Source organism: Enterobacter sp. TMH.L2 (assembly GCF_050847315.1).
Classification (GTDB): Bacteria; Pseudomonadota; Gammaproteobacteria; order Enterobacterales; family Enterobacteriaceae; genus Cedecea.
The window spans coordinates 4,416,210-4,429,717 of record NZ_CP193791.1 but is presented as its reverse complement, the minus strand read 5'-3'; the positions used below and the strand labels follow the sequence as shown (position 1 = coordinate 4,429,717).

At 50.6% G+C, this 13,508-nt stretch carries 11 protein-coding genes, 4 tRNA genes and 1 rRNA gene; 15 read left to right on the top strand and 1 reads right to left on the bottom strand.

Translation table 11 applies throughout. The annotated features are described in order from the left end of the window. Positions 1-13: 13 nt before the first annotated feature. The 3 genes from rrf to birA all read left to right on the top strand — a co-directional run bounded on the left by rrf (position 14) and on the right by birA (position 2,247). A 5S ribosomal RNA gene (rrf, locus tag ACREYP_RS21210) occupies positions 14-129 on the top strand. Between the two features lie 130 nt (positions 130-259). Beyond that, a complete protein-coding gene (murB, locus tag ACREYP_RS21205; RefSeq protein WP_336819901.1) occupies positions 260-1,288 on the top strand; it encodes a UDP-N-acetylmuramate dehydrogenase in 1,029 nt (342 codons plus the stop codon). After that, complete coding sequence (birA, locus tag ACREYP_RS21200) at positions 1,285-2,247, top strand: bifunctional biotin--[acetyl-CoA-carboxylase] ligase/biotin operon repressor BirA (RefSeq protein ID WP_008457129.1); 963 nt, start codon at positions 1,285-1,287, stop codon at positions 2,245-2,247. The genes murB and birA overlap by 4 nt, the downstream gene beginning before the upstream one ends. A gap of 27 nt (positions 2,248-2,274) precedes the next feature. On the opposite strand, the gene coaA is transcribed toward birA, so the two are convergent. Next, positions 2,275-3,228, bottom strand: a complete 954-nt coding sequence (gene coaA, locus ACREYP_RS21195; protein WP_034808670.1) for a type I pantothenate kinase — start codon at positions 3,226-3,228, stop codon at positions 2,275-2,277. Positions 3,229-3,681: 453 nt separating this feature from the next. Between coaA and ACREYP_RS21190 the strand changes: the two genes are divergently transcribed. The 12 genes from ACREYP_RS21190 (at position 3,682) to rpoB (ending at position 13,470) form a co-directional block, all read left to right on the top strand. Next, positions 3,682-3,757, top strand: a tRNA-Thr gene (locus tag ACREYP_RS21190). Between the two features lie 12 nt (positions 3,758-3,769). Then, positions 3,770-3,854, top strand: a tRNA-Tyr gene (locus ACREYP_RS21185). Positions 3,855-3,971: 117 nt separating this feature from the next. Then, positions 3,972-4,046 (top strand) — tRNA-Gly (locus ACREYP_RS21180). Positions 4,047-4,055: 9 nt separating this feature from the next. After that, a tRNA-Thr gene (locus ACREYP_RS21175) sits at positions 4,056-4,131 on the top strand. Positions 4,132-4,243: 112 nt separating this feature from the next. After that, positions 4,244-5,428, top strand: a complete 1,185-nt coding sequence (gene tuf, locus ACREYP_RS21170; RefSeq protein ID WP_311888038.1) for an elongation factor Tu — start codon at positions 4,244-4,246, stop codon at positions 5,426-5,428. 234 nt (positions 5,429-5,662) lie between these two features. Then, the gene (secE, locus tag ACREYP_RS21165) at positions 5,663-6,046 is read left to right on the top strand and encodes a preprotein translocase subunit SecE (RefSeq protein ID WP_008460146.1); all 384 of its coding nucleotides are present in this window, start codon (positions 5,663-5,665) and stop codon (positions 6,044-6,046) included. Between the two features lies 1 nt (position 6,047). Next, positions 6,048-6,593, top strand: coding sequence for a transcription termination/antitermination protein NusG (nusG, locus tag ACREYP_RS21160; protein WP_003862341.1), 546 nt, complete (start codon positions 6,048-6,050; stop codon positions 6,591-6,593). 154 nt (positions 6,594-6,747) lie between these two features. After that, on the top strand, positions 6,748-7,176 hold the full coding sequence (gene rplK / locus ACREYP_RS21155; RefSeq protein ID WP_008460147.1) for a 50S ribosomal protein L11: 429 nt from the start codon (positions 6,748-6,750) through the stop codon (positions 7,174-7,176). Positions 7,177-7,179: 3 nt separating this feature from the next. Continuing rightward, positions 7,180-7,887 (top strand): 50S ribosomal protein L1, encoded by a 708-nt coding sequence (gene rplA, locus ACREYP_RS21150; protein ID WP_008460148.1) that lies wholly within the window; start codon positions 7,180-7,182, stop codon positions 7,885-7,887. Positions 7,888-8,185: 298 nt separating this feature from the next. After that, a complete protein-coding gene (gene rplJ, locus ACREYP_RS21145; RefSeq protein ID WP_008460149.1) occupies positions 8,186-8,683 on the top strand; it encodes a 50S ribosomal protein L10 in 498 nt (165 codons plus the stop codon). A gap of 66 nt (positions 8,684-8,749) precedes the next feature. Beyond that, positions 8,750-9,115 carry a 50S ribosomal protein L7/L12 gene (gene rplL / locus ACREYP_RS21140; protein ID WP_008460150.1) on the top strand — a complete coding sequence of 122 codons (366 nt, stop codon included), beginning with the start codon at positions 8,750-8,752 and terminating at the stop codon, positions 9,113-9,115. A gap of 326 nt (positions 9,116-9,441) precedes the next feature. After that, on the top strand, positions 9,442-13,470 hold the full coding sequence (rpoB, locus tag ACREYP_RS21135; protein WP_008460151.1) for a DNA-directed RNA polymerase subunit beta: 4,029 nt from the start codon (positions 9,442-9,444) through the stop codon (positions 13,468-13,470). Positions 13,471-13,508 lie beyond the last annotated feature (38 nt).

Sequence of the window (13,508 nt, the reverse complement as noted above, 5' to 3'; positions counted from 1 at the left end):
ATAACAGAATTTGCCTGGCGGCCGTAGCGCGGTGGTCCCACCTGACCCCATGCCGAACTCAGAAGTGAAACGCCGTAGCGCCGATGGTAGTGTGGGGTCTCCCCATGCGAGAGTAGGGAACTGCCAGGCATCAAATAAAAGCGAAAGGCTCAGTCGAAAGACTGGGCCTTTTTGCTGTGCGCGTTCTACTGAGACAGACAAGCCATTCTCAACAGGATCGGGTAAACTATTCTGGTTTATATTCCGGAAAATGGCTGACATGAACTCCTCTCTTAAACCCTTCAATACTTTCGGTATTCAGGCAACTGCGGCACATATTGTTATCGCTGAATCTGTACAACAGCTTACTGAAGCGTGGGCAGAATCGACGCAGGCTCATCAGCCGGTACTTATCCTTGGGGAAGGGAGTAATGTTCTTTTCCTCGAAAACTTCGAAGGCACGGTCATTATCAATCGTATTAAAGGGATTGAAGTTGCTGAGACGGATGATGCCTGGTTGCTCCATGTCGGTGCTGGTGAAAACTGGCATCACCTCGTGGAATATACTCTCCAACAAGGCATGCCAGGTCTGGAAAACCTTGCTCTGATACCGGGCTGTGCTGGCTCATCGCCCATTCAAAACATTGGTGCATATGGTGTTGAAATTAAACAGGTATGTAACTATGTCGATTGCGTTGAGCTAAGTAATGGCCAGCCATTGCGTTTAACAAACGCAGAATGCCGCTTTGGCTACCGGGACAGCATCTTTAAACATGACTACCAGGACCGCTTTGCAATTGTAGCCGTTGGCTATCGCTTGCCTAAAGCCTGGAGGCCGGTTCTCAGCTACGGCGACCTGAGTAAACTGGATCCTTCGACCATAACACCCCAGCAGGTTTTTGAAAGCGTCTGCAATATGAGGAGCTCGAAGCTGCCCGATCCAAAAGTGAATGGTAATGCCGGCAGTTTCTTCAAAAACCCCGTTATTAGCGCGGAACAGGCTGAAAAACTGATTTCTTGTGGCGCGAACGTCCCCCATTACCCTCAGCCAGACGGCAGCGTTAAACTTGCAGCAGGTTGGCTGATCGATCAATGTCAGTTGAAGGGATACCGCATTGGTGGAGCCGCGATTCATCGGCAACAGGCTTTGGTCATCATTAACGAAGAAAATGCCAGCAGCGCAGATATTGTTGCCCTTGCACACTACGTACGCCAACAGGTTGGTGAAAAGTTTGATGTCTGGCTTGAACCAGAAGTTCGCTTTATGGCGAGCAAAGGGGAAGTCAGTGCCGTGGAGACTATCGCGTGAAAGACAATCGGGTTCCGTTAACGTTAATTAGTATTCTGGCAGACGGTGAGTTTCATTCAGGTGAGCAACTGGGTGAGCAGTTAGGGATGAGTCGTGCGGCTATTAATAAGCATGTACAGACTCTGCGAGACTGGGGAATCGATGTCTTTACCGTTCCAGGCAAGGGGTATAGCTTGCCGGAGCCTATCCAGTTACTGGATGAAGATTTTATTAAGTCACAGATAGAAAGTGGGACGGTTGCTGTCCTTCCGGTGATTGATTCCACCAACCAATACCTGCTTGATCGCCTCAATTCCCTTCAATCTGGTGATTCCTGCATAGCCGAATATCAGCAGGCCGGGCGTGGAAGACGAGGCCGTCAGTGGTTCTCGCCCTTTGGAGCAAATCTCTATTTGTCCATGTACTGGCGTCTGGAGCAGGGGCCAGCTGCGGCAATTGGACTCAGTCTGGTTATTGGCATTGTGATGGCGGAAGTATTACAGCGCCTTGGCGCTGAAGACGTCAGGGTAAAATGGCCAAACGACCTCTATCTGAACGACCGCAAGCTCGCCGGTATTTTGGTTGAACTCACCGGGAAAACGGGGGATGCCGCGCAAATCGTTATCGGTGCTGGGATTAATCTTGCGATGCGTAATGTTGCTACAGATGTGATTAATCAGGGATGGATCAACCTCCAGGAAGCTGGTATCCGTATTGACAGGAATACGCTAGCGGTCACTCTAATCCAGGAGTTACGTACGGCACTACAGCTGTTTGAGCAGGAAAGTTTATTACCGTTCCTGCCTCGTTGGGAAAAACTGGATAACTTCATCAATCGACCGGTAAAACTCATTATTGGGGAACGAGAGGTCCATGGAATATCTCGAGGCATTAATGAGCAGGGTGGATTATTGTTGGAGCAGGACGGAGTAATAAAAGCTTGGGTTGGCGGTGAGATTTCTCTGCGCGGCGCAAATTAAAGAGAGGGGGAATTCCCCCTCATCTTATTATTTTCTCAGTTTGACACAATCAACAGCATGATTAGCACTTTTTGTCATAATCAAGCTTGCGCGATCGCGTGTTGGTAATATGTTTTGTTTTAAATTCAATAAATTAATTTCATTCCATAGCTGCGTTGCAATATTTATGGCTTCATCTTTAGAGAGCTTTGCATAGCTGTGGAAATAAGAGTTTGGATCGGTGAATGCACCTTCACGGAATTTTAAGAACCGATTTATATACCAATTCTGTAATAGCTCTTCCGGCGCATCTACATATATAGAAAAATCTACGAAGTCAGAAACAAATACATGATGTGGATCGTGGGGATAATCCATTCCGCTTTGCAGAACGTTTAACCCTTCCAGAATCAAGATATCCGGCTGGGCAACGGTCTTATCGCCGTCGGGGATCACGTCGTACACCAAATGTGAGTACACCGGCGCCGTCACGTTGGTTGCACCCGATTTGATGTCGGATACAAATTTCACCAGACGATGCATATCATAGGATTGCGGGAAGCCTTTCTTCTTCATCAAATTGCGCTCTTTAAGCACTTTATTTGGATGAAGGAAGCCGTCGGTGGTGATCAGTTCAACCTGACGGTGCTCAGGCCAACGGCTGAGTAGGGCCTGCAGCACACGCGCTGTCGTGCTCTTTCCGACAGCCACACTTCCCGCAATACTGATGATGTAGGGAATACGTTGGCCATTGGTGCCAAGGAACTGCTCGAGTACCGCCTGGCGCCGCAGGTTTGAACTGATATAGAAATTGAGCAGACGAGACAGCGGCAGGTAAATCTCCGCCACCTCTTCCAGGGAAAGGTCTTCGTTAATGCCTTTTAACCGGGCGATTTCCCCTTCGGTTAACGTCATGGGAACAGAGTCGCGCAATGCTGCCCATTGGCTCCGGTCAAATTGTAGATAAGGGGTTGTTGCCAACATTTGCTCTTTATTACTCATAAGCATGCTTCTGCCTGTAATTCAGGACAAAATTTACGCGCTACATTCTCGAACGCAAGTAATCAGACGTTGTGTATAAAAAGTATGCCGCGTATTTAACTTTTCAACAGTGGGCAGGAGGGTAACACCTGAATGAAGAGAACGATAAGAAAAAATCAACAACAGTGATGTATTACGGCGGGTACATCACGTTGCGCTTACAGTGAAAGAAGGGGCTGCGAGCCATTTTAGAGGGGCAGTCTTATTTCTGATGATTATTATTTGTCATTCAGGCATCGTCAGGCGCCTACTCCCAGGAAAAACGGATGCCGGGAACGATGAAAATTTGCTCTCAATTGGTGCTTTAGCCACCATATTCTCGAGATCTAGCGCAAAATGTGAGCGGTAGTGCATTTTATGCGATTTTTTTGTTGCATGAGCGGCGCTCTCTTCCTAGAATGCGCGCTACTTGATGCCGGCTTAGCTCAGTAGGTAGAGCAACTGACTTGTAATCAGTAGGTCACCAGTTCGATTCCGGTAGCCGGCACCATCAAGTACCCCAGGTGGGGTTCCCGAGCGGCCAAAGGGAGCAGACTGTAAATCTGCCGTCATCGACTTCGAAGGTTCGAATCCTTCCCCCACCACCATATTCGGCAACGCATTGCGAAGCCCGGTGCGATAAACGAACAGTTTGTCGACCCGAATACTGAGAGGCCTTCTCTCATATTCACTACAGAAAGATTCAGGTAGCCGAGTTCCAGGATGCGGGCATCGTATAATGGCTATTACCTCAGCCTTCCAAGCTGATGATGTGGGTTCGATTCCCACTGCCCGCTCCAACAAGATGTGCTGATATAGCTCAGTTGGTAGAGCGCACCCTTGGTAAGGGTGAGGTCGGCAGTTCGAATCTGCCTATCAGCACCACTTCTTTATCTCCTCCCTGTTTCTCTTCTGTTAATGCATTCAGCTAATTCAGGCATATGCCTGGTTGATGTGGTGATATCACCGATTTATCCGTGTCTTAGAGGGACAATCGATGTCTAAAGAAAAGTTTGAACGTACAAAACCGCACGTTAACGTCGGTACTATCGGCCACGTTGACCATGGTAAAACAACGCTGACCGCTGCAATCACTACCGTTCTGGCTAAAACCTACGGTGGTTCTGCTCGTGCATTCGACCAGATCGATAACGCACCAGAAGAAAAAGCTCGTGGTATCACCATCAACACCTCCCACGTTGAGTACGACACCCCGACTCGTCACTACGCGCACGTTGACTGCCCAGGGCACGCCGACTACGTGAAAAACATGATCACCGGTGCTGCTCAGATGGACGGCGCTATCCTGGTTGTTGCTGCGACTGACGGCCCTATGCCTCAGACCCGTGAGCACATCCTGCTGGGTCGTCAGGTTGGCGTTCCTTACATCATCGTGTTCCTGAACAAATGCGACATGGTTGATGACGAAGAGCTGCTGGAGCTGGTTGAAATGGAAGTGCGTGAGCTTCTGTCTCAGTACGACTTCCCGGGCGATGACACTCCAATCATCCGTGGTTCTGCTCTGAAAGCGCTGGAAGGCGAAGCTGAGTGGGAAGCTAAAATCGTTGAACTGGCTGGCTTCCTGGATTCTTACATCCCAGAACCAGTACGTGCAATCGACATGCCGTTCCTGCTGCCAATCGAAGACGTATTCTCCATCTCCGGTCGTGGTACCGTTGTTACCGGTCGTGTAGAGCGCGGTATCGTTAAAGTAGGTGAAGAAGTTGAAATCGTTGGTATCAAAGATACTGCGAAATCTACCTGTACCGGCGTTGAAATGTTCCGCAAACTGCTGGACGAAGGCCGTGCTGGTGAGAACGTAGGTGTTCTGCTGCGTGGTATCAAACGTGAAGAAATCGAACGTGGTCAGGTACTGGCTAAGCCAGGCTCAATCAAGCCGCACACCAAGTTCGAATCTGAAGTGTACATCCTGTCCAAAGACGAAGGCGGCCGTCATACTCCGTTCTTCAAAGGCTACCGTCCACAGTTCTACTTCCGTACAACTGACGTGACCGGTACCATCGAACTGCCAGAAGGCGTAGAGATGGTAATGCCAGGCGACAACATCAAAATGGTTGTTACCCTGATCCACCCAATCGCGATGGACGACGGTCTGCGTTTCGCAATCCGTGAAGGTGGTCGTACCGTTGGTGCAGGCGTTGTTGCTAAAGTTATCGCTTAATCGCTGATAACATTTGACGCAATGCACAAGAAGAGGGCATCATTTGATGCCCTTTTTGTACGCTTTCGAACCAGAACCTGGCTCATCAGTGATTTTTTACCGATAATCATTGCTGAGACAGGCTCTGAAGATGGCGTTTATGCCGGGTAGTGTCTGAAAAGAGCCATTCGGTTTGGTTTGCCTCGCAGTGGCGGGGCAAAAGTGTTTGTCTGATTTATTGTGACAGGTTGGTTTATGAGTGCGAATACCGAAGCTCAAGGGAGCGGGCGTGGCCTCGAAGCGATGAAGTGGCTGGCAGTAGTCGTTTTGCTGCTCGTGGCAATCGTGGGCAACTACATTTATCGTGATATCACTCTGCCGCTTCGTGCACTGGCTGTGGTCATTCTGATTGCAGCCGCAGGTGGTGTTGCGCTGCTGACGGTAAAAGGCAAAGCAACCGTAGCGTTTGCTCGTGAAGCAAGAACGGAAGTACGTAAGGTTATTTGGCCTACTCGCCAGGAAACTCTGCACACCACTTTAATCGTGGCAGCGGTTACCGCTGTGATGTCACTGATTCTGTGGGGGCTGGATGGTATTCTGGTCCGCCTGGTATCTTTTATTACTGGCCTGAGGTTCTGAGATGTCTGAAGCCCCTAAAAAGCGTTGGTACGTCGTTCAGGCGTTTTCCGGTTTTGAAGGTCGTGTAGCCACGTCGCTGCGCGAACATATCAAACTCCATAATATGGAAGAGCTGTTTGGCGAAGTGATGGTTCCAACCGAAGAGGTTGTTGAAATCCGCGGTGGCCAACGCCGTAAGAGCGAACGTAAATTCTTCCCAGGTTACGTTCTGGTCCAGATGGTGATGAACGACGCGAGCTGGCACCTGGTGCGTAGCGTTCCGCGCGTGATGGGTTTCATCGGCGGGACTTCCGATCGTCCAGCCCCAATCAGCGATAAAGAAGTTGATGCGATCATGAACCGCCTGCAGCAGGTGGGTGACAAGCCGCGTCCGAAAACGCTGTTTGAACCAGGTGAAATGGTTCGTGTTAATGACGGTCCGTTTGCGGACTTCAACGGTGTTGTGGAAGAAGTGGATTACGAGAAGAGCCGCCTGAAGGTTTCCGTTTCCATCTTTGGTCGTGCGACGCCGGTTGAGCTGGATTTTGCTCAGGTGGAAAAAGCCTGATAATTTGATCGTTTAAGCAGCGATTATTCATTGCACAGGGCGCGAAATTGGCATACAATTTCGCGCCTTTTGTTTTTATGTGTCCAGCACACGTAAGACGTTTATTCACGGGGAGCCTTCTTGAGGCGCTATTACCCAATCAGAGGATTTTAGAATGGCTAAGAAAGTACAAGCCTACGTCAAGCTGCAGGTTGCAGCTGGTATGGCGAACCCAAGTCCACCAGTTGGTCCAGCTCTGGGTCAGCAGGGTGTGAACATCATGGAATTCTGTAAAGCGTTCAACGCAAAAACTGAATCCCTGGAAAAAGGTCTGCCAATTCCGGTTGTTATTACCGTTTACGCTGACCGTTCTTTCACTTTCGTTACCAAAACCCCTCCAGCAGCAGTTCTGCTGAAGAAAGCGGCTGGTATCAAGTCTGGTTCCGGTAAGCCGAACAAAGACAAAGTGGGTAAAGTTTCCCGCGCTCAGCTGCAGGAAATCGCGCAGACCAAAGCTGCCGACATGACTGGTTCCGACATTGAAGCGATGACTCGCTCCATTGAAGGTACTGCACGTTCCATGGGCCTGGTAGTGGAGGACTAAGAAATGGCTAAACTGACCAAGCGCATGTCCGTGATCCGTGACAAAGTTGATGCTACCAAACAGTACGACATCAACGAAGCTATCGCTCTGCTGAAAGAACTGGCTACCGCTAAGTTCGTTGAAAGCGTTGACGTTGCTGTTAACCTGGGCATCGATGCTCGTAAATCTGACCAGAACGTTCGTGGTGCAACTGTACTGCCACACGGTACTGGCCGTTCCGTTCGCGTAGCCGTATTTGCTCAGGGCCCTAACGCTGAAGCAGCTAAAGCTGCTGGCGCAGAGCTGGTAGGTATGGAAGATCTGGCTGACCAGATCAAGAAAGGCGAAATGAACTTCGACGTTGTTATCGCATCTCCAGATGCAATGCGCGTTGTTGGCCAGCTGGGTCAGGTTCTGGGTCCACGCGGCCTGATGCCAAACCCAAAAGTTGGTACCGTAACTCCTAACGTTGCTGAAGCAGTTAAAAATGCTAAAGCAGGTCAGGTTCGTTACCGTAACGACAAAAACGGCATCATCCACACCACCATCGGTAAAGTGGACTTTGACGCTGACAAACTGAAAGAAAACCTGGAATCTCTGCTGGTTGCGCTGAAAAAAGCAAAACCATCTCAGGCAAAAGGCGTGTACATCAAGAAAGTTAGCATCTCCACCACCATGGGTGCTGGTGTTGCCGTTGATCAGTCCGGTCTGACCGCGGCTGTGGCGAACTAATAATCGCCTTTACGCGGGCGAAAGATTAGTCTAATATCTTACGCCCGTTGTTCTGTTAATGCAGGACACAAAGAATTTTCGGTTGGAGCCTGGCCTTATCCAGGCCTCCGTCCAAGACCGCAGGTGTTTCGCAAGAAACTTAATTCCCTGCGTAGACGGTGACAGAACCTGAAGAATATTTTTAGATAGTCTTTAGCTTGTTTCTGCTCACCGTATGTAGACGCGTTTTTCCATTGTGGTTAAGCGCGAAGTGAGTTTCGGGACTTCTGTCCCGGCTAAAACCCAGGAGCAAAAGCTAATGGCTTTAAATCTTCAAGACAAACAAGCGATTGTTGCTGAAGTCAGCGAAGTAGCCAAAGGCGCGCTGTCTATGGTTGTTGCGGATTCCCGTGGCGTTACTGTAGACAAAATGACCGAACTGCGTAAAGCAGGTCGCGAAGCCGGCGTTTACATGCGTGTTGTTCGCAACACCCTGCTGCGCCGTGTTGTTGAGGGTACTCAGTTTGAGTGCCTGAAAGACGCGTTCGTTGGTCCGACCCTGATTGCATATTCTATGGAACACCCGGGCGCTGCTGCTCGTCTGTTCAAAGAGTTCGCTAAAGCGAATGCAAAATTTGAGGTCAAAGCCGCTGCCTTTGAAGGTGAGCTGATCCCGGCGTCCCAAATCGACCGCCTGGCAACTCTGCCGACCTACGAAGAAGCAATTGCACGCCTGATGGCAACCATGAAAGAAGCTTCGGCTGGCAAACTGGTTCGTACTCTGGCTGCTGTACGCGATGCGAAAGAAGCTGCTTAATCGCCGTTTTCTTTATCAAGTATTCGCTTACGTATAAACTTATTCTGATATTCAGGAACAATTTAAATGTCTATCACTAAAGATCAAATCATTGAAGCAGTATCCGCTATGTCCGTAATGGACGTTGTAGAACTGATCTCTGCAATGGAAGAAAAATTCGGTGTTTCTGCTGCTGCTGCTGTAGCTGTTGCTGCTGGCCCAGCTGAAGCTGCTGAAGAAAAAACTGAGTTCGACGTTATTCTGAAATCTGCTGGCGCTAACAAAGTTGCCGTAATCAAAGCAGTTCGTGGCGCAACTGGCCTGGGTCTGAAAGAAGCTAAAGACCTGGCAGAAACCCCGAATGCCGTTCTGAAAGAAGGCATCAGCAAAGACGACGCAGAAGCTCTGAAAAAATCTCTGGAAGAAGCTGGCGCTGAAGTTGAAGTTAAATAAGCCAACCTTTCCGGTTGCAGCCTAAGTCATTAGGCTGATGGCTGGTGACTTTTTAGTCACCAGCCTTTTTGCGCTGTAGGGTACCAGTGGTGTTTCACACTGTTTGTCTGCTGGTTTCCATTCAATGCATGTCTCTATCGACGCCTTAATATACTGCGACTTTCTACGCCGGGAGTTCCGGGGTAAAGCGCAATGAAATGGTTTAAGAGTGATAGAAACAGGTATTGCGGGGAGTGTTCCACTTTCCGGTCCACAAAATAGTGTTGCATAAACTGCCCCTTTCGACGGGCAGATGGGTCGACTTGTCAGCGAGCTGAGGAACCCTAATGGTTTACTCCTATACCGAGAAAAAACGTATTCGTAAGGATTTTGGAAAGCGTCCACAAGTACTGGACATTCCTTATCTCCTTTCTATCCAGCTTGACTCGTTCCAGAAGTTTATCGAGCAAGATCCCGAAGGACAGTACGGCCTGGAAGCTGCTTTCCGCTCCGTATTCCCGATCGCAAGCTACAGCGGCAACTCCGAGCTGCAGTATGTGAGCTATCGCCTGGGCGAACCTGTATTTGACGTTAAAGAATGTCAAATCCGTGGCGTGACGTATTCTGCTCCGCTACGTGTGAAACTGCGTCTGGTGATCTACGAGCGCGAAGCGCCGGAAGGCACCGTTAAAGACATCAAAGAACAAGAAGTGTACATGGGCGAGATTCCGCTCATGACCGACAACGGGACTTTCGTTATCAACGGTACTGAGCGCGTTATCGTTTCTCAGCTTCACCGTAGCCCGGGTGTGTTCTTCGACAGTGACAAAGGTAAGACCCACTCTTCAGGGAAGGTGCTGTATAACGCACGTATCATCCCTTACCGTGGTTCCTGGCTGGACTTCGAATTCGACCCGAAAGATAACCTGTTCGTGCGTATTGACCGTCGCCGCAAACTGCCTGCGACCATCATCCTGCGCGCACTGAACTACACCACTGAGCAGATCCTTGACCTGTTCTTTGAGAAAGTTAATTTCGAAATCCGTGACAACAAGCTGCAGATGGAGCTGGTACCGGAGCGCCTGCGTGGCGAAACCGCATCCTTCGACATCGAAGCTGACGGCAAAGTGTACGTTGAAAAAGGCCGCCGCATTACCGCGCGCCACATTCGCCAACTGGAAAAAGACGATATCAAACATATCGAAGTTCCTGTTGAGTACATCGCCGGTAAAGTTGCGGCTAAAGACTATGTTGATGCTTCTACCGGCGAGCTGATTTGCCCGGCGAACATGGAACTGTCTTTGGATCTGCTGGCCAAACTGAGCCAGTCAGGCCACAAGCGTATTGAAACGCTGTTCACCAACGATCTTGATCATGGTGCCTATATCTCCGAGACCGTACGTGTCGATCCAACCAATGACCGCCTGAGCGCGCTGGTTGAAATCTACCGTATGATGCGTCCTGGTGAGCCACCAACGCGTGAAGCAGCTGAAAGCCTGTTCGAGAACCTGTTCTTCTCTGAAGACCGCTATGACCTGTCCGCGGTAGGTCGTATGAAGTTCAACCGTTCTCTGCTGCGTGATGAAATCGAAGGCTCCGGTATCCTGAGCAAAGATGACATCATCGAAGTTATGCGCAAGCTGATCGGTATTCGTAACGGCCAGGGCGAAGTGGATGATATCGACCACCTCGGCAACCGTCGTATCCGTTCCGTAGGCGAAATGGCGGAAAACCAATTCCGCGTTGGCCTGGTACGTGTTGAGCGTGCGGTGAAAGAGCGTCTGTCTCTGGGCGATCTGGATACCCTGATGCCTCAGGATATGATCAACGCCAAGCCAATCTCTGCGGCAGTGAAAGAGTTCTTCGGTTCCAGCCAGCTGTCTCAGTTCATGGACCAGAACAACCCGCTGTCCGAGATTACGCACAAACGTCGTATCTCCGCGTTGGGCCCTGGCGGTCTGACCCGTGAGCGCGCGGGCTTCGAAGTACGTGACGTACACCCAACCCACTACGGTCGTGTGTGTCCAATCGAGACCCCTGAAGGTCCAAACATCGGTCTGATCAACTCCCTGTCCGTGTACGCACAGACTAACGAATACGGCTTCCTTGAAACTCCGTATCGTCGCGTGGTTGACGGCGTTGTGACCGACGAAATTCATTACCTGTCTGCTATCGAAGAAGGTAACTACGTTATCGCTCAGGCGAACACCAACCTGAACGAAGAAGGCCGTTTCGTAGACGACCTCGTTACCTGCCGTAGCAAAGGCGAATCCAGCTTGTTCAGCAACGACCAGGTTGACTACATGGACGTTTCCACCCAGCAGGTGGTTTCCGTCGGTGCGTCCCTGATCCCGTTCCTGGAACACGATGACGCCAACCGTGCTTTGATGGGTGCGAACATGCAACGTCAGGCGGTTCCAACTCTGCGTGCTGATAAGCCGCTGGTTGGCACCGGTATGGAACGTGCTGTAGCCGTTGACTCCGGTGTTACTGCCGTAGCTAAACGTGGCGGTACCGTTCAGTACGTTGATGCATCCCGTATCGTTATCAAAGTTAACGAAGACGAGATGTACCCGGGCGAAGCGGGTATCGACATCTACAACCTGACCAAGTACACCCGTTCTAACCAGAACACCTGCATCAACCAGATGCCTTGCGTGTCCCTGGGTGAGCCGATCGAACGTGGCGACGTGCTGGCAGACGGTCCGTCTACCGACCTCGGTGAACTGGCGCTTGGCCAGAACATGCGCGTAGCGTTCATGCCCTGGAACGGTTACAACTTCGAAGACTCCATCCTCGTATCCGAGCGTGTTGTTCAGGAAGACCGTTTCACCACCATCCACATTCAGGAACTGGCTTGTGTGTCTCGCGACACCAAACTGGGGCCAGAAGAGATCACCGCTGACATCCCTAACGTGGGTGAAGCTGCGCTCTCCAAACTGGATGAATCCGGTATCGTATACATCGGTGCTGAAGTGACCGGCGGTGATATTCTGGTTGGTAAGGTAACGCCGAAAGGTGAAACCCAGCTGACGCCAGAAGAGAAACTGCTGCGCGCAATCTTCGGTGAGAAAGCGTCTGACGTTAAAGACTCTTCCCTGCGCGTACCAAACGGCGTTTCCGGTACTGTTATCGACGTTCAGGTCTTCACCCGCGATGGCGTGGAAAAAGACAAACGTGCGCTGGAAATCGAAGAGATGCAGCTGAAGCAGGCTAAGAAAGACCTGTCTGAAGAACTGCAGATCCTCGAAGCGGGTCTGTTCAGCCGTATCTATGCCGTGCTGGTTTCCGGTGGTGTTGAAGCTGACAAGCTCGACAAACTGCCACGTGACCGCTGGCTGGAACTGGGCCTGACCGACGAAGAGAAGCAAAACCAGCTGGAGCAGCTGGCAGAGCAGTACGACGAGCTGAAGCATGAGTTTGAGAAGAAACTCGAAGCTAAGCGCCGCAAAATCACTCAGGGCGATGACCTGGCACCTGGCGTGCTGAAAATCGTGAAAGTGTATCTGGCCGTTAAACGTCAGATTCAGCCTGGTGACAAGATGGCAGGTCGTCACGGGAACAAAGGTGTTATCTCCAAGATCAACCCGATCGAAGATATGCCATACGATGAAAACGGCACGCCGGTAGACATCGTACTGAACCCGCTGGGCGTACCATCTCGTATGAACATCGGTCAGATCCTGGAAACCCACTTGGGTATGGCGGCGAAAGGCATCGGCGAGAAGATCAACGCCATGCTGAAACAGCAGCAGGAAGTCGCGAAACTGCGCGAATTCATCCAGAAAGCGTATGACCTGGGTACAGATGTTCGTCAGAAGGTTGATCTGAATACCTTCACCGACGAAGAAGTTCTGCGCCTGGCTGAAAACCTGAAAAAAGGTATGCCGATTGCTACTCCGGTATTCGACGGTGCAAAAGAGTCGGAAATCAAAGAGCTGCTGCAACTCGGCGGTCTGCCATCTTCTGGCCAGATCACCCTGTTCGACGGCCGTACCGGTGAGCAGTTTGAGCGTCAGGTAACCGTAGGTTACATGTACATGCTGAAACTGAACCACCTGGTTGATGACAAGATGCACGCGCGTTCTACCGGTTCTTACAGCCTGGTTACTCAGCAGCCGCTGGGTGGTAAGGCTCAGTTCGGTGGTCAGCGCTTCGGTGAGATGGAAGTGTGGGCGCTGGAAGCATATGGCGCTGCCTATACCCTGCAGGAAATGCTGACCGTTAAGTCTGATGACGTGAACGGCCGTACCAAGATGTATAAGAACATCGTGGATGGCAATCATCAGATGGAACCGGGCATGCCGGAATCCTTCAACGTTCTGTTGAAAGAGATCCGGTCGCTGGGTATCAACATCGAGCTGGAAGACGAGTAATCGTTGCTCAAAAGGTCCAGGGTGCCCGGCTAACGCCG